Origin of the sequence: Paenibacillus sp. ACRRY (assembly GCF_022346995.1) — a bacterium.
GTDB lineage: Bacteria > Bacillota > Bacilli > Paenibacillales > Paenibacillaceae > Paenibacillus.
Genome location: NZ_JAKRNM010000004.1, coordinates 373,792 through 389,936 on the forward strand (window position 1 = coordinate 373,792; position 16,145 = coordinate 389,936).

General features: G+C 47.1%; 14 protein-coding genes. 9 read left to right on the forward strand and 5 right to left on the reverse strand.

What is annotated here, in order from left to right; genetic code table 11:
- Positions 1-24 precede the first annotated feature (24 nt).
- From MH144_RS17610 to mglC, 3 genes are all read left to right on the forward strand, one after another.
- A complete protein-coding gene (locus tag MH144_RS17610) occupies positions 25-1,086 on the forward strand; it encodes a galactose ABC transporter substrate-binding protein (protein WP_239302580.1) in 1,062 nt (353 codons plus the stop codon).
- Positions 1,087-1,159: 73 nt separating this feature from the next.
- Complete coding sequence (locus MH144_RS17615; protein ID WP_239302581.1) at positions 1,160-2,665, forward strand: sugar ABC transporter ATP-binding protein; 1,506 nt, start codon at positions 1,160-1,162, stop codon at positions 2,663-2,665.
- A 14-nt stretch (positions 2,666-2,679) separates the two neighbouring features.
- Positions 2,680-3,699: a galactose/methyl galactoside ABC transporter permease MglC gene (gene mglC / locus MH144_RS17620; RefSeq protein WP_239302582.1), complete on the forward strand. Its 1,020-nt coding sequence runs from the start codon at positions 2,680-2,682 to the stop codon at positions 3,697-3,699.
- 60 nt (positions 3,700-3,759) lie between these two features.
- Here mglC and MH144_RS17625 read toward each other — a convergent pair whose 3' ends face one another.
- Positions 3,760-4,092: a hypothetical protein gene (locus MH144_RS17625; RefSeq protein WP_239302583.1), complete on the reverse strand. Its 333-nt coding sequence runs from the start codon at positions 4,090-4,092 to the stop codon at positions 3,760-3,762.
- 253 nt (positions 4,093-4,345) lie between these two features.
- Here MH144_RS17625 and MH144_RS17630 point away from each other — a divergent pair, with 253 nt between their 5' ends.
- The 4 genes from MH144_RS17630 to lpxA all read left to right on the forward strand — a co-directional run bounded on the left by MH144_RS17630 (position 4,346) and on the right by lpxA (position 8,978).
- Complete coding sequence (locus MH144_RS17630; protein ID WP_239302584.1) at positions 4,346-5,956, forward strand: sensor histidine kinase; 1,611 nt, start codon at positions 4,346-4,348, stop codon at positions 5,954-5,956.
- A gap of 371 nt (positions 5,957-6,327) precedes the next feature.
- Positions 6,328-7,158 carry a UDP-3-O-acyl-N-acetylglucosamine deacetylase gene (gene lpxC / locus MH144_RS17635; protein ID WP_239302585.1) on the forward strand — a complete coding sequence of 277 codons (831 nt, stop codon included), beginning with the start codon at positions 6,328-6,330 and terminating at the stop codon, positions 7,156-7,158.
- Positions 7,159-7,179: 21 nt separating this feature from the next.
- Positions 7,180-8,205 carry a UDP-3-O-(3-hydroxymyristoyl)glucosamine N-acyltransferase gene (gene lpxD / locus MH144_RS17640; protein ID WP_239302586.1) on the forward strand — a complete coding sequence of 342 codons (1,026 nt, stop codon included), beginning with the start codon at positions 7,180-7,182 and terminating at the stop codon, positions 8,203-8,205.
- Positions 8,202-8,978 carry an acyl-ACP--UDP-N-acetylglucosamine O-acyltransferase gene (lpxA, locus tag MH144_RS17645; RefSeq protein ID WP_239302587.1) on the forward strand — a complete coding sequence of 259 codons (777 nt, stop codon included), beginning with the start codon at positions 8,202-8,204 and terminating at the stop codon, positions 8,976-8,978. Before lpxD ends, lpxA begins: the two co-directional genes overlap by 4 nt.
- A gap of 73 nt (positions 8,979-9,051) precedes the next feature.
- Here lpxA and MH144_RS17650 read toward each other — a convergent pair whose 3' ends face one another.
- The 4 genes from MH144_RS17650 to MH144_RS17665 all read right to left on the reverse strand — a co-directional run bounded on the left by MH144_RS17650 (position 9,052) and on the right by MH144_RS17665 (position 14,513).
- On the reverse strand, positions 9,052-10,881 hold the full coding sequence (locus MH144_RS17650) for an ABC transporter ATP-binding protein (protein WP_481857372.1): 1,830 nt from the start codon (positions 10,879-10,881) through the stop codon (positions 9,052-9,054).
- On the reverse strand, positions 10,865-12,646 hold the full coding sequence (locus MH144_RS17655) for an ABC transporter ATP-binding protein (protein WP_239302589.1): 1,782 nt from the start codon (positions 12,644-12,646) through the stop codon (positions 10,865-10,867). The genes MH144_RS17650 and MH144_RS17655 overlap by 17 nt, the downstream gene beginning before the upstream one ends.
- 61 nt (positions 12,647-12,707) lie before the next feature.
- Positions 12,708-13,142 carry a MarR family winged helix-turn-helix transcriptional regulator gene (locus MH144_RS17660; RefSeq protein ID WP_239302590.1) on the reverse strand — a complete coding sequence of 145 codons (435 nt, stop codon included), beginning with the start codon at positions 13,140-13,142 and terminating at the stop codon, positions 12,708-12,710.
- Between the two features lie 219 nt (positions 13,143-13,361).
- On the reverse strand, positions 13,362-14,513 hold the full coding sequence (locus tag MH144_RS17665; RefSeq protein ID WP_239302591.1) for a DUF418 domain-containing protein: 1,152 nt from the start codon (positions 14,511-14,513) through the stop codon (positions 13,362-13,364).
- 193 nt (positions 14,514-14,706) lie between these two features.
- Here MH144_RS17665 and MH144_RS17670 point away from each other — a divergent pair, with 193 nt between their 5' ends.
- Positions 14,707-15,636, forward strand: a complete 930-nt coding sequence (locus MH144_RS17670; RefSeq protein ID WP_239302592.1) for an NUDIX hydrolase — start codon at positions 14,707-14,709, stop codon at positions 15,634-15,636.
- 31 nt (positions 15,637-15,667) lie between these two features.
- Positions 15,668-16,144 carry an NADAR family protein gene (locus MH144_RS17675; protein WP_239302593.1) on the forward strand — a complete coding sequence of 159 codons (477 nt, stop codon included), beginning with the start codon at positions 15,668-15,670 and terminating at the stop codon, positions 16,142-16,144.
- The last annotated feature ends 1 nt before the right edge of the window (position 16,145 follow it).

The window sequence follows — 16,145 nt, forward strand, 5'->3', positions numbered from 1 at the left end:
GAACTTGGGGGAGGTCATTAGGATATGAAGAAAACGTGGATGACACTGCTGCTTACTGCATTCATGGTTGCGGCCGCGGGCTGCAGCAGCGGTGGAGACAGTGCGGGTGGAAGTACGGGAACGGGTACGGAAGAGCAGGCAGCAGGCGGAACGGAGACGCCGAAAATTGGCGTTGCGATCTACAAATTCGATGATACGTTCATGACGGGCGTACGGAATGCGATGACGGCAGCAGCCGAAGGCAAAGCCACACTCGATATCGTGGATAGCCAGAACGCACAGCCGACCCAAAATGAGAAGGTGGACCTGTTTGTATCCAAGAAATACAGCGCGATGGCTGTGAATCCGGTTGACCGGACTGCGGCAGGCGTCATCATTGACAAGGCCAAGGCGGCAAGCATTCCTGTCGTGTTCCTGAACCGTGAGCCGGTTGCCGAAGACATGAATAAATGGGATAAGGTGTACTACGTTGGTGCCAAGGCGGAAGAGTCGGGTACGATCTCCGGCCAGCTGATTGTGGATTACTGGAAAGCCCATCCCGAGGCGGACAAAAACGGGGACGGCAAGCTGCAATACGTCATGCTGAAAGGCGAGCCGGGTCACCAGGATGCAGAGCTGCGGACCAAATACTCCGTACAGGCGATCCAGGATGCCGGTATTGAAGTAGAGGCACTGGCGGAAGACACGGCGATGTGGGATCGGGTCAAAGGACAGGAGAAAATGCAGGCGTTCCTCGCTTCCCACGGCGATAAGATTGAAGCTGTACTTGCCAACAATGACGACATGGCACTCGGTGCCATTGAAGCACTGAAGGCAGCAGGATACTTCAAGGACGGCAAGGCAATGCCTGTCGTTGGTGTGGATGCAACCGCTCCTGCCATTCAGGCGCTTCAGGACGGCACGATGCTGGGCACCGTACTGAATGATGCGAAGAACCAAGGGGCTGCAACGGTGGCTTTGGCTACTGCACTCGCCAAGGGTGAGACGCCGACGAAGGAAAATACGGGGTATGACATTACGGATGGCAAATATGTCTGGATCGCCTACAAGAAAATTACGAAAGACAACATTGCCGACGCCCAATAACAGCAGCAGAGAGGGACGTCCGTCTTAATAGGTGGCGTCCTTTTTTCTGGGCATATGGAAGGGAGGAACCAACATGGCATCACCATATCTGCTGGAAATGGACGGGATTTCGAAGGGTTTCCCGGGTGTGCAGGCACTCAGTCAGGTAACCCTGAGGGTTAAGCCCGGAACGGTCCACGCCCTGATGGGAGAGAATGGAGCGGGTAAATCGACACTGATGAAATGTCTGTTTGGCATGTACCGACCGGATGAAGGAACGATTCGAATAGATGGAATAGAAGTGGATATTCCGAATTCCAAAGCAGCACTGAAGCACGGCATATCCATGATCCACCAGGAGCTGAATCCGGTGCCTCATCGTCCTGTGATGGAGAATATATGGCTGGGACGTTTCCCGATGAGAGGGTTACTGGTCAACGAGAAGAAGATGTACGCTGATACCTTGGCCTTGTTTAAAGACCTGAATCTGGATATCGACCCGAAGGCACAGGCAGGAACGTTATCGGTGTCCAAAATACAATCCATGGAAATCGCCAAAGCGGTCTCTTTTCAATCGAAAGTCATTGTTATGGATGAGCCAACCTCATCTCTGACAGGCAAAGAAGTCGAGCAGCTGTTCACCATCATTAACGAGCTTCGCAGCCGGGGTGTGTCGATTATATACATCTCACACAAAATGGAGGAAATCCTCACGATTTCGGACGAAGTCACCATTATGCGTGACGGGTTTGTTGTCGGTACCTGGGATGCCGCTGATCTGACTACCGATCTGATCATTACCCGCATGGTTGGACGGGATCTGGACGAACGCTTTCCGGAACGGACCAACGTTCCGGGCGAAGTGATCTTGAAGGCGGAAGGGTTAACATCGAGTCAGGCCCACTCGTTCAGAGATGTTACGTTTGAGCTCCGAAAAGGCGAAGTGCTGGGCATTGGCGGACTCGTTGGAGCGCAGCGGACGGAACTGATCGAATCCTTGTTCGGACTGCGCGGTCTTTCTTCCGGTACAATCTCGATTCATGGACGCAAGGTGAAGATTAACTCACCCGCCGCAGCGAAACGTCATCATATGGCGCTGCTGACCGAGGAACGTAGGGTTACGGGCATATTTCCGGTGTTGTCCGTGTATGAAAATACGATCATTGCGAGTCTGGAAAGGTACCGAAACCGGGTCGGACTGCTGGATGAGAAGAAGGGACGCGAGGAGGCAAGGGAGCAAGTCCAGAAGTTCAGAACCAAAACGCCTTCCGTTAACACGCTGATTCGAAACCTGTCTGGGGGGAATCAACAGAAAGTGCTTCTGGCACGTTGGCTATTGACCAGCCCGGAGATTCTGCTGCTTGATGAACCGACGCGGGGCATTGATGTGGGCGCGAAGTTTGAAATATACACCATTATTACGGAACTGGCTCGTCAGGGCAAAAGCATTATCATGATCAGCTCGGAGATGCCCGAACTGCTTGGGATGTCCGACCGGATCATGGTGATGAGTGAAGGAAGGCTGACCGGCATTGTAGATGGAGCCGAGGCCACAGAGCAGGATATTATGAGGCTGGCCGCTCAGCAGCGGATGGCTTAGACAGGAGGAAACAGATGAACACGCAAGTAATCAATCAGGTGAAACAGTATGTAACGCAGCGGGCCATCTTTATCGTACTTATTCTGCTTGTCATCGGCATTGCCATTGCGGACCCGAACTTCCTTGCTTTCTCTACACTTCGGGATATTTTACAGCAATCCTCCACACGGGCCATTATCGCACTTGGGGCGGCCTTCATCCTTGTCACTGGCGGGGTCGATCTTTCTGCTGGACGGGTGGTAGGTCTGACGGCTGTCGTATCCGCATCCATGCTGCAAATTGACGAATATGCCAATCGCTTCTTCCCGGATCTGCCTCATTTATGGGTCGGGTTCCCCATTATAATCGGGATTGTGGCTGGTCTGATTGTCGGATTGGTAAACGGGATTATTGTCGCCAAACTGCATGTGCCTCCATTTATCGCGACACTGGGAACGATGGTGGCTGTCTACGGGTTGAACTCAATTTATTTTGATACAGAGCCCAACCAGTCACAGCCGATCGGAGGACTTAGACCGGACTTCACGGTGATCGGATCAGGCTACATTGATCTGGGCGGTGGCTACTCGATCCCTTATATTGTACTGATTGCGATTGCAGTAGCATTAATCTGTTGGGTCGTTTTCAACAAAACCCGTCTCGGCAAAAATATGTACGCCATTGGTGGCAACATCCAGGCCGCACATGTGTCGGGAATTCACGTCGCACGTAATTTGATTGCTCTATATGCCATTGCGGGAGCATTGTATGGACTGGGTGGTGTGCTGGAGGCAGCGCGCACAGGTGGAGCGACGAATAACTACGGCAATATGTATGAGCTGGATGCCATTGCGGCATGTGTCGTTGGCGGTGTTTCAACTGCCGGAGGTATCGGTACGGTGCCGGGCGTTATGGCCGGTGTGCTCATCTTCGGCGTCATCAACTACGGTCTTACCTTTATCGGTGTAAGTCCCTATTGGCAGCTGATTATTAAAGGATTAATTATAGTCGCGGCCGTTGCATTTGATATCCGCAAATATATGGCGAAGAAATAGTTATGTTGAGAGGAAAGAACAAAGCCAGCGCTCTGGAATGTCAGAGCGCTGGCTTTGTGTTTAAGAATAGATAAGCCACTCGAGTACAGTAGCCAAAGGGCCAATGAAACAGACGAGCAGCATCATTCCGGCCAAGATCGAAGCGGTTTTTGTACCATAGTGTACATTGTGTTTTCTGGCAATGATGATGGCAGGGATCCAGAAGATCGCAGTGATGACGGTTGGAATGACAAATCCTTCGTCACCTTTGCTATAGATGGGCCAATTCATCTGATGAAATAAATAATAACTGAACCGAAAATCCTCAGGCCCCCATGCATAATTAAATGCAAATCCCAAAGCCACAATGAGCAGAGAAAATGTGCCAATTCCGTATGGTCTTCTACGTTCCACCATGAAAATCACCTTCAACTTCCAGTTTTATTGAAAATAAATCCATTATTGTATTATAACATACCAGAAAAAGGATGAATTATGTGCAGAACAGCTATTCAAGACGCTAAATAAATGGTATATAACCCATGAGCCCTATCCATTCCGATTTGGAGAGCTTCCATTAATCGACAACATTAGCTAGTCATAATCGATATAATACATGTAATTAAAATGTTAGATGTGAGTAGATTGTCAAAGGGGGCGAGGCTGTTTGCTAACGTACACGATGAAAAGGGTTATTTTCCCACTGGGTTGCCTGCTTGTAATCCTGTCCTCTTATTTTTTGGACCGTACTTCCAGCCTCACATGGATGATCCTTGCCGGTGTCTTATTTGTTGCTAGCATTTATGGAGAAAGACGATATCCTGTATTACAAAAAATCCAATGGATTTTCCTTGGCGTATTCCATTATTTCAGTGAATTGAACTGGTGTAACATGTTATATTACCTGCTCATCATGACAATGATTCAGGACAAACAGCGCGTAGAGCAGACCCTGCCCATTTCTCTCCTGCTCGTGCTTCAATATACAGGGATTCGGCTATCCTACGTAACGATAGATGCCTACACATTGTCGGTTTCCCTATTCGATCTACTCACAGCAATTGTTATCATTTTTCTATATCATACGCTGATTAACAGCGAAGCTGAAAAGCGCAGATTGCGCGAAAAAAATCAATTCCTCACCCTGCACGACCCGCTTACAGGGCTGCTCAACTATGAAGGATATATGAATGCACTGCAAGAGACGGCAGAGAAGCAGCGCTCCTTTTTGCTCATTCTTCTGAACATCCAGAACTTCAACGGATTCAACAAGGAAGTGGAAGACAATTGGAGCACCATCATAGCGGGGACAGGGGGGAGCATCTCCAAGCATTTTGCGGATGCATATGGGGTATCCCGTTATGCCGGAGATCGATTTTCGATCATTTTGCCCGAGGTTGCGGGTATCGAGGAACGAATGAGTACGATGCAAACCACAGATCTGAAAGGATTACAGGTCACGTATAGCATTTCGATCTATCCGGAGACAGCAGAGACCCTCCAGCAGTTCATAACGGTTGCAGAGGAACGGTTATTTCAGGCACAGCGCAGCAAGTGGATCAAGAATGAAGAAGAGATCTACCGTTCAGAAAGGCTTCGGGCTGTTGGAGAACTGGCAGCCGGCATGGCGCATGAGATCCGTAATCCGCTCACGGCGATTCGTGGATTCCTGCAGCTGTCACGCGGACAAGCGTTCAATATTGCCCCCTGGTATGAAGTGATTATGGGCGAAGTGATCCGGGTCACGGACCTGACTGCAGAGTTTCTGCAATTTTCCAAGCCGCAGGCTCATCTAATGAAACCGGAGAAGCTGGACCAGTGCCTTGAGCGTGTTTTGTCATTAACCGAGTCAGATGCAGCATCTCGCGGTCACCGGATTACATTAGAGATGGCAGGCGAATCAGTTGTGGTCAATATGGATCGGGACAAGATTGTACAGGTTCTGATTAATCTGATTCGTAATGCTTTTGAAGCAATGGAAGATCCGGGTGAAGTGCGTATTGGTTTGTTACATGATGGAGAAGAAGCACTTATCTCGATTACGGATACTGGCAGCGGTATTCCGGAGAACACACTGGCGATGATCTTTGATCCATTTTATACGACCAAGGAAGAAGGTACAGGACTTGGACTGGCGCTTTGTCAGAAAATTGCTTTGGACCATCATGGCAAAATTACCGTTCATAGTGAAATAGGGATTGGCGCTACATTCACCCTTCATTTACCTATGGGGGCAATTCCAGCAAACAAAAACGCTGAACTACTCACCGTTAAATAGACAGATAAAAAACAAAAAAAATAGTTTATTTAGAAACCTTAGCTCAATGAGTGCTAAGGTTTTCTTGTTTTGCTGTTCTTGAGCATTCATTCGGAAACAGACCGCCGAAATACTCCGTTTAACGTTAGTTATTGTAGTATCACATATAACGGTGAACGGCACTGTGAACATCTTCATACGTGTCATACCTCGTAAGATAATAACATTTTGTTTTAGTTTAATTACCGAATTTTTACTTCAATGTGAATTTGACGAACCTCCAAATATCGACAACATCAGCTAATCATAATCGATATAATACATGTAAAATAGGATCCGCATGCGAGAAATTATTTCAGTAGACTAATGTTCAATAAAATGGAGGGGATGCTATGTACCAAAAAACGATTCGTAATGGTTTTACATTAGACGGCATTGCTATACATAGTGGGAATTTGTCAGAGATAACTTTACATTCTGCACAACCAAACACGGGTATTGTTTTTAGAAGAGTGGATGTAGATCCATATGAAATTATTGAAGCTAAAATCGGTAATGTATCCAATACAGAACGTTGCACACAGCTTAAAAACAAGCATGGATACACTGTATCTATGGTTGAACATACAATGTCTGCTGTACGCGGGATGGGCATCGATAACGTAATTATTGATGTTAATGGTGAAGAATTACCTATTTTTGATGGAAGCTCTACCCACATTGCAGCCAAGATTTCAGAAGTTGGCCATCTGCAGCAAGAAGTCAAAAAAACGTACCTTCATTTACAACAAAAAGTTAGAGTTGAACACGGTAATTCTTTTCTTGAAGCTTATCCCTCCTCAATGATTTCCTATTGCGTTTGTTTTAAAAATGAACATAAAGTTGCCTACCTCTCGGATCAAATATCCAATTTTAATTTTATAGAAAACGATTACTTAACTGATATTGCGCCAGCTAGGACATTTTGTTTTGAAGAAGAAATAATGTACTTAAGAAGCAAAGGTTTGATTCAAGGAGCTTCATTAGAGCATGGAATAGTTGTTGGTAATAAGGAAATTCATCCCAACTTACGCTTTCATGATGAATTGTCTCGTCACAAGTTGTTGGATCTTATTGGCGATTTAGCTTTGAATCCCTCTTTTCATGCAAAAATCATAGGATCGGGAACCTCTCATTATTTGAATACTGTTTTCGCTCGAGAATTATTAAATAATCTAATCTAAATACAAAAAGGAGACTATATCGTGCCATGTAATTTAAATGAAATTTCTGAACAGTTAGATGGAATTTTAATAGGTGATGGCAATGTCATTATAACAGGCGTAGGTTCAATTAATGCTGCTATAGAGGGAGAAATTGCTTTTGTTACAGATAAAAATCTAAACAAATTAGATCAATGTAATGCTTCAGCCTTCATTGTGCCAGAAACAACAATAAAAGAATTTAAAGTACCTGTTATTAAGGTGAAAAATCCTAGGCTCGGTTTTATTCGCTTAATTAAAATGTTTAATCAGGAAACTACAAGTAGTGGTGTAGTAGCATCAAAAACAATCGATCCTTCGGTAAAGTTAGGCTACAATGTGCAAGTTGACGATTTGGTGGTAATCCAAGAAGATGTTTCTATTGGTGATCATACAATCATTTCCGCGCACTCATTTATCGGTAAAAATGTGACCATTGGAACGAATTGTTTGATACACCCTAATGTCACTGTTTTACATGATACTTTCATCGGAGATAATGTCATCATTCACTCAGGAGCAGTGATTGGCGCTGACGGGTTTGGTTTTGAATGGGATGGGCAAAGACAAGTGAAAATCCCCCATATTGGAAATGTCATTATTTTTGATGATGTTGAAATTGGTGCAAACACCACTATTGATCGCGGAACACTTGATTCAACAACCATTGGTAAAGGAACCAAAATGGACAACCTTATTCAAATTGGTCATAATGTCCAAATTGGTGAGCACTGCATTATCGCAGGCACAAGTGCAATTGGCGGCTCGTCGAAAATAGGTAATCGCGTCATAATGGCTGGTGGAAGTGCGGTTATTAATAATATCACCATTGGACACAACTGCGTTGTTTTAGCTAGAACTATGGTTACTAAAAACATGCCTGAGAACTCGATAGTGTCGGGATATATAGCTCGTTCACATAAGAGACAACTACGAGAATCGGCTGCACTTTCCAGACTCCCAAAAACAATAAAAAAACTAAATGAAAAACTTGATGCACTTTCCAAAACAAAGGAAGGTGCTAAATGATACATCAATCAGCCATTATTCATCCTACAGCAGTAATTGAGGACAATGTCGAAGTCGGACCTTTCAGTATCATTGAAGAAAATTCAAAGATAGGCAGCGGGTGTAGGATTGGAAGCCACGTTATCATAGGGCCTAACACAATAATGGGGGGGAATAACTATATTTCGCATGGTGCCATTATCGGTTCAGATCCACAAGATAAAAGTTACCAAGGTGAAGAATCGTATCTCATTATTGGAGAAAATAATATCGTGAGAGAGTATGTCACCATATGTAAAGGCACATCAAAAGGAGATTGTTTCACGAGAGTAGGAAATAACAATTTTATTATGAATTATGCTCATATTGCACATGATGTATTAATGGGAGATCATAACGTTATCGTCAATAATGTGCAAATTGGCGGACATGTTAATATTGAAGACTATATTACTTTTGGTTGTGGTTCTGGTGTACATCAATCATGTAACATCGGAAGATTTGCAATGATTGGGGCGGGAAGTAAAGTTTCACAAGATATTGTTCCATATTCTTTAGTAGATGGTTCACGTTCGTATATACATGGTATTAATATCATTGGTCTAAGAAGAAATGGATTTACAAATGAAGAAATAAGCACGATAAAAAAGATTAATACCATTTTATTTCGCCAAAAGCGAACTCTCGATCAATCGATTGAAGCAATAAACAACTTACCTCCTTCTGAATTTAAGGAACACACATTGAATTTTTTAAATAAAACTACACGAGGAATTGTACGAATGAAGCGATAAAATGAAACGCCGCACAGGTCCGAAATAACGGAACCTTCGTGCGGCGTTTTGATGTTGTTGCTTAGTTGATGGATCAGTTTAGCTGACCTTGATGGAGCTGATAATAAAACCCTTTTTGCTGCATGAGATCCTCGTGGTTACCTCGTTCGGCAATCTGTCCTGAATCGATCACCAGAATCTGATCTGCCTCCCGGATCGTGCTCAATCTGTGGGCGATGACGAAGCTGGTCCGGTCTTTCATCAACGTGCGCATCGCCTCCTGAATCTGCATTTCCGTGCGGGTATCAATACTGCTCGTTGCCTCATCCAAAATGAGAATGGCCGGATCGGCGAGGATGGCCCGAGCGATCGTCAGCAATTGCCGCTGTCCTTGGCTCAGATTGCTTCCGCCCGCAATAATGGGGGTGTCGTAACCTTGGGACAGCTTGCGAATAAATGAATGGGCATTGGCCAGCTTAGCTGCCTGCCTGATCTGCTCATCGGTCGCATCCGGCTTGCCGTAGGCAATATTATCACGAATGGTTCCCGAGAACAGGTAGGCATCCTGCAGCACAATGCCGAGTCCGCGCCGGAGGTGATCCTTCTCCAGCTCCGAGATGTCCGTGCCATCAATGGTAATGCTTCCGCCTGTAATTTCATAGAAGCGGGGGAGCAAGTTAATAATGGTTGTTTTGCCGGCACCCGTTGGTCCCACGAGGGCAATCATCTCGCCAGGCTGCGCGGTGAAGCTGACATTTTTCAAAATCGCTCTGTCGGAATTGTATCCAAAGGATACATTATCAAAAACAACTTTGCCTTGAATGTGATCCAGCTGTTTCTCCTGTTTCTCATCGTATTCACTTGGCGTATCCATAATCTGAAATACACGCTCGGCACCGGCAATGGCTGCCTGAATCAGGTTGTACTGGTTCGCAAGATCGTTAAGAGGCCGCTCAATCTGCCGGGAATAAGCGAGAAAGCTTACAATCAGTCCGATGGACGTTAAATCGTGGTAGGCCATCCATCCACCAACTGCTGCGAGAATGGCAAATCCAATATTGTTCATGACGTTCATCGTAGGTCCAACCAGCCCGGATACGGTTTGCGCCTGTGTACTGGCTGTACGCAGCTTTTCGTTCAGGTTCTCAAAATGCTGGTGTGCCTGTTCTTGACGGTTATAGGCGGCAACCACCTTTTGTCCGGCGATCGTTTCCTGCGCATAACCATTCAGCTCACCGAGCAGCTTCTGCTGGGCAGAAAAATGTTTGCGTGTTCTGGAAGCGATCAGCTTGGTGGCAATCGTGATTAACGGCACGGTCACCAGACTGAGAAGCGTCAACCGGATATCCAGAGCAAGCATGATCGACAGCGAACCGACAAGAAGGATTGCACTGGACATCAGCTGGGTCACGCTCTGATTCAGGGTAGTGGACACGTTATCAATATCATTGGTAGCCCGGCTCATCAAGTCTCCGCTTTGATTTTTGTCAAAAAAGCTTATGGGCAGCTGCTGCAGCCTGGAGAACAAAGCCTGACGCAGATCCTTCACCGTCAATTGGGATACGCCGATCATGACATAAGACTGTCCCCACATCATTAGCGAACTCAGGACATAGACCGTCAGTAACAGGAGGCAGTCCTTCAAAAGGCCATCTGTCACTTTCGGCACGATATGCTCATTGACGGCACGGCCGAGAAGGTAGGGCCCCGCCAGATTAAGTAGTGTTCCCAGAGCGGTAAGGACCAGAGCCGTAATAACCCCTTTGCGATGGCGTCCCATGTAAGACCAGACTCGCAGGATGGCGTGTTTGGCATTTTTGGCTCTTACTTTCGGAACAGGTCCCCGGCCCGGTCCAGGTATTCCGATGGGAGGAACGACAGGTGGCTGCGTGGAGGAAGATGCAGATTTAGCCAAATTGAACATCCTCCTTCCGTTGTTGTGAATCATAAATGGATCGATAGTGTGTGGAATTGGCCATGAGTTCGTCATGTGTACCACTTGCCACGATTTCCCCCTCATCCAGCACGTAAATACAGTCAGCATCCTTCACCGAGGATATGCGCTGTGCAATTAAAAAGGTTGTACTGTCTTTCATCAGGGAATGGAGTGCTCTCTGGATGCTTGCTTCGGTCCGCAAATCGACTGCACTCGTACTGTCATCCAAAATAAGAACATCCGGCCGCATGAGCAGGGCACGCGCAATGGAAATACGCTGTTTCTGCCCGCCGGAGAGATTGACTCCCCGCTGTCCAAGCTCCGTGTCGTATCCATCTTTCAGGTTCATGATAAATTCATCCGCTGCCGCTGCCTGCGCCGCCGCACGAATCTCGGCATCCGTGGCATCCGGTCTGCCGAAGCCAATATTATCCCGAATGCTGCCGCTGAACAGAATGGATTCCTGCAATACGATGGACACTCTGCTGCGCAGGAGCTGAAGATCCCAGTTCCGTACATTAACGCCGCCAACAAGTACTTCACCGAGTGAGGCATCATATAGGCGGGGGATCAGCTGCACGAGTGATGTCTTACCTGAACCGGTGGAACCGAGTAAAGCCACTTTTTCCCCTGCTCGCGCAGTAAGATTAACTCCCGTGAGGGCATCTTCGCCGTCATAACGGAACGAAACGTCCCGGAATTCCACCTCACCTGGTTGGCCAGTGGTCGTGGATGCCGGATTGGTTCCTACCTGAATTGCCTGATTCGGCAATGTATTCTCTCTATGAGCTTCATGGCCTGACTGAATGTCCGGCTCTGTATGTAGAACCTCGTTGATCCGTGCAGCAGACACCTTGGCCCGGGAGTAACTCATCATCATCATACCGATGGAGGTGAGGGAGGAGAGCACTACCGTTACATAGTTGATAAAAGCAATCAGATCCCCGGCTGCAATATCGCCTCCTACAACCTGAAACCCGCCAAACCACAATACGGCCACAATCGTCGCATTCAGCATCAGGCTGAGTACAGGTGCATTCAGCGTAACAATGCGCCAGGCTTTCACCGCTGTTCCCGTATAATCCTCATTGGATTGATTGAAACGCTTTTTCTCCGTGCCTGCCCGTGCAAAAGCCTTGACGACACGAATCCCAGCGAGATTTTCCTGGAGAACGGCGTTGACTTGATCCAGCTTGTTCTGCACGCTGGCAAACAGAGGATAGGAAGCGGATATGAGAATATACAGAATGACAAAGAGAACGGGTACGGTCATCATGAGGATCAGCGCCAGCTTGATACTGATCGTAAATGCCATAATAATACTGCCGATGATCAGCATCGGCGATCTGATGAACATTCGCAGAAGCATCTGCACAAAGGTCTGCATCTGTGTGATATCACTCGTTAGACGTGTAATGAGCGAGCCTTCCTGGAATGTGTCCAGATTACGGAAGGAAAAGGTTTGAATATGGTCGAACAGCTCCTGGCGCAGATCGGTGCCATATCCAACAGACGCTTTACTGGAAAAGAGCGTACAGCCTGCTCCGCCAACCCAGCCAATGAGGGCAAACAAAAGCATGAACAGCCCTGTGCGTACAATATGGGGCAGGTCGCCTGCAAGCACACCATCATCGACGATGCTGGACATCATCTTCGGCTGAAGCAGGTCCATGGCTACCTCCAGCACCATAAGGAGTGGAGCGAGTATGGCGGCTGACTTATAAGGCGTCAAAAATCGTTTTAACGTCCACAATAGAAAAATCACCTCATTCAATGAAGTCTAAAAATCATGCTGCTAAAAATGCGTGCGTAAATCAGGATTCACGAAGGTTGTGAATCATGCGCTGTGCAAGCGCTGACATGAGTTGCGTTTCTTCTGGTGTAAATCCTTCCTGAGCCTGGTGCTCCAGTTCCTGAAATACCTCTCTCAAATCCTTGAGCGCGCTGCGGCCCTGGTCGGTCAGATAGACACGCAGACTGCGTTGGTCATTCGGATCGGCTTCACGCCTTACATATCCCGATGTTTCCATGCGTTTCAGCATGACCGTAACGGTTGCAGGAGCACGGCGAAGCTGCTCGGCCAGACTTTTCTGGGTTTGACCATCTTGACGGTCAAGCTGGAACAGCAGTGGCGGTTGTCCGGGGTACAGCTCGGGGTGGTTCACCAGCTTCTCATGAACTTTATAGCGATGCAGCTTCACAAGTTCGGATAACTGTCCGAGCAGCCGTTCGTTGCGGGCTGAATTCATAAGCTACCCTCCTTTTAATTAGTCGACTAACTAAATCATAAGTTTGATCTTACATATCGTCAAGGCATTTGTAAGGTCAAATTTAAAAGGTGGATGCGACGTATACCCGCACGGAGCGATGCAGGTTTTGCACATAACAAAAAGAACTCCGGAACGGATCCGCAGCTCGAACTAGAGAGGGTGAAATACTGTGTTGCTCAATTCAGGGAACCATTTATATTACATCTGTTCAGTCCGTGACTGTGATTTGACGGCAGGAGAGATGGAGAGCTTGCGCCATAACCATTCGACCGGTCCCCATTTAAATTTGAGCAGCCATACATGTGAGAATAACATCAATACGATACAGATGCCGGCCCACAGTAACACAATCACAAGCGAAGGGGGATAACCACCAAGTCCCAGACCCCATCCGTAAAAGATGGCGGAAGCCAGAATGTTTTGCAGAATGTAACAGCTCAATGCCATCTTGCCAATCTCTTCGAACCGCCTGAACAGACTGGCGAACCTATTTTTCTCCAGCATGTAAGCGATTAGCCCAAGATAGCCGAACGTAAGGATCGGTGCACTGATGTACCGAACAAACAAGTCCATGCTACCTCCCGGCACCAGCAGGAGCAAGTTCAGAGGAATGCCGGCGGCAAGCCCGAAATTCATCCATTTGCGGCGTCTAAGACGTCCGGATGCCTCGTCTGAGAATAGGCCTGCACGCATGAGCATGGAACCCAGCAGGAACAGAAATATATTCAGCGGCATGATGATGATGGACTCTGTTCGAAAGAAAGCAAAGTTGTCCAGCCGGAATAGAACCTGCTCCCACCATGTTCCCGTGGCGTATAGCTTGGCAATCACGTCCATGTTATTGAAGGTGGCACCACTCTCTGTAAAGGCCAACAGTGCGGTAATTCCGCCCACTCCGATGAGATGGATACCACCCATGAGCCCCATCACGATCAAAATAAAGCGGCGGGAACGGTTGATGATGAAGGACACGATGATGCCAGTGATTGCATAACTCATCAGCACATCGTATTCCAAGACTAACGTGTAGTGCAGCAATCCATCAATGAGCAGCAGCACACATGTCCATATGTAAACGCCCGGCCAGACATATCCTTCACGAAGCGCTTTTTGCCGTTTTAATTCCATGCCTGCCCCGAAGAGAAGAGTAAGCAGTCCGAGAAATTTTCCGTTGACCAGCATAAGCATCAGTGTTTGCAGTACACGATCACCTGAGGACCACCAGGGCTGAAGCGGATCTCCAAACATTTTGTTCAGATCGCCCAGGTAAGCAAAAAGCCAAATATTCGTCCCCAGTGTACCTATAATCGCAAATCCTCTAAGAACATCCAATAATACGATTCTTTTCATTCCTGCGGATCATCCTCCTTTTATAGTACGAGTGAATTAAAAACAATATAACACACATGTGTTAAAATAAACAGCAAGTACTGCACTTATTTTTTTCAATATGGGAAATATTGACGAAGGCTAATAGATGTGTTAACTTCTTATTATCTAATTGTTAATAACATTTTGTTAATAACAGAATGGAGTTTTAAATATGACAAATGAAGGTTATTCGGAGGGCCGACCATTGGACCATCTGAATCATGGCAATATAAGCGAGCAGCAGTTTCTGGAGACATATAATGCAGGTGATTATGAGCGTCCTTCGGTGACGGTAGATATGCTTGTCTTCACGATAAGGAGCGAAGCTCAGTCCAATTATCGCAAACTTGCTGAACCGGCACTGCAGCTGCTGATGATTCGCCGCGGTGGTCATCCCTATATGGGCAAGTGGGCATTACCGGGTGGATTCGTGTCCATGCAGGAATCTCTGGAAGATGCAGCACGCCGCGAGCTGGTTACGGAGACCGGGCTGGATGACATCTATCTGGAGCAGTTGTACACGTGGGGCGATGTGCAACGCGATCCTCGTACAAGGGTAATCAGCTGCTCATACATGGCGCTCGTTGATAGCAGCGAGCTTGAGCTGGAAGCAGGCGATGATGCGAGTGATGCGGACTGGTTCAGGGTAGAACAGCGGCTCCTTGAGGAGAAGCGTCATATTCATGAACGAGGTCGTACGACGGAACGAAGAGTGCAGCTGACGTTGTCGAATGGAACAGAGGAGCTATCGGCTGTCATTGAGGTGAAGGAAGCTGTGGAAGGAAGCGTGCGAAGCAGCAGCATGAACATTTTGGAAGTGGAGGGCATAGCGTTTGACCATGCCAAGATCATGGTTTATGCGCTGGAACGATTACGATCCAAAGTGGAGTATACGGATATTGCTTTTAATCTGATGCCGGAGACATTTACGCTGACGGCCCTGCAGAAGGTCTATGAGATTATTAGTGGCAAAAAGCTTCTAGCTGCAGCCTTCCGGCGCAAAATCGCGGATTGGGTGATCGAAACCGAAGAGTTTACGGGCAATGCAGGGCATCGTCCTTCCCGCTTATACAGACTGAACCCGGAGCGTATGACAACATAATTGTTTTATTGAAAGGAGGACATCAGGAATCATGGAGAAGTTTACTTTTTTTTGGCGTACCGCATCCCCCTTTTCCCAGTGGCATCCGGCTGATTTTACGGTGAACGGAATCAGTTATACGAGTGCTGAACAGTACATGATGCATCAAAAAGCACTGCTGTTTGGCGATCAGGCCATGGGGGACAAGATTTTGAAGGCGAGCTCGGCTTCAGTTCAAAAAAAGCTCGGCAGACAGGTAGCAGGGTTCGACCAGAAAATATGGGAAGCGAACTGCAAACGCATTGTTTATGAAGGTAACCAGGCCAAATTCACACAAAATGAAGACCTGCTCGCCGCATTGCTCGCCACCCGTGGCACGACCCTTGTGGAAGCAAGCCCGGATGACCGGATCTGGGGCGTTGGACTGGCAGAGGAAGATCCACGTATCCGCCATCGCAGAACTTGGAGAGGAACCAACTGGCTTGGTGAGATTCTGACCCGGCTAAGAGATGAGATAGGAAGTGATTAGA

Bases quoted from the DNA above. Each gene is read 5' to 3' on its own strand.
- mglC (WP_239302582.1), top strand. From the start codon at position 2,680: ATGAACACGCAAGTAATCAATCAGGTGAAACAGTATGTAACGCAGCGG.
- lpxA (WP_239302587.1), top strand. From the start codon at position 8,202: ATGATACATCAATCAGCCATTATTCATCCTACAGCAGTAATTGAGGAC.
- MH144_RS17660 (WP_239302590.1), bottom strand. From the start codon at position 13,142: ATGAATTCAGCCCGCAACGAACGGCTGCTCGGACAGTTATCCGAACTT.
- MH144_RS17615 (WP_239302581.1), top strand. From the start codon at position 1,160: ATGGCATCACCATATCTGCTGGAAATGGACGGGATTTCGAAGGGTTTC.
- MH144_RS17670 (WP_239302592.1), top strand. From the start codon at position 14,707: ATGACAAATGAAGGTTATTCGGAGGGCCGACCATTGGACCATCTGAAT.
- MH144_RS17665 (WP_239302591.1), bottom strand. From the start codon at position 14,513: ATGAAAAGAATCGTATTATTGGATGTTCTTAGAGGATTTGCGATTATA.
- MH144_RS17675 (WP_239302593.1), top strand. From the start codon at position 15,668: ATGGAGAAGTTTACTTTTTTTTGGCGTACCGCATCCCCCTTTTCCCAG.
- MH144_RS17650 (WP_481857372.1), bottom strand. From the start codon at position 10,881: ATGTTCAATTTGGCTAAATCTGCATCTTCCTCCACGCAGCCACCTGTC.
- lpxC (WP_239302585.1), top strand. From the start codon at position 6,328: ATGTACCAAAAAACGATTCGTAATGGTTTTACATTAGACGGCATTGCT.
- MH144_RS17610 (WP_239302580.1), top strand. From the start codon at position 25: ATGAAGAAAACGTGGATGACACTGCTGCTTACTGCATTCATGGTTGCG.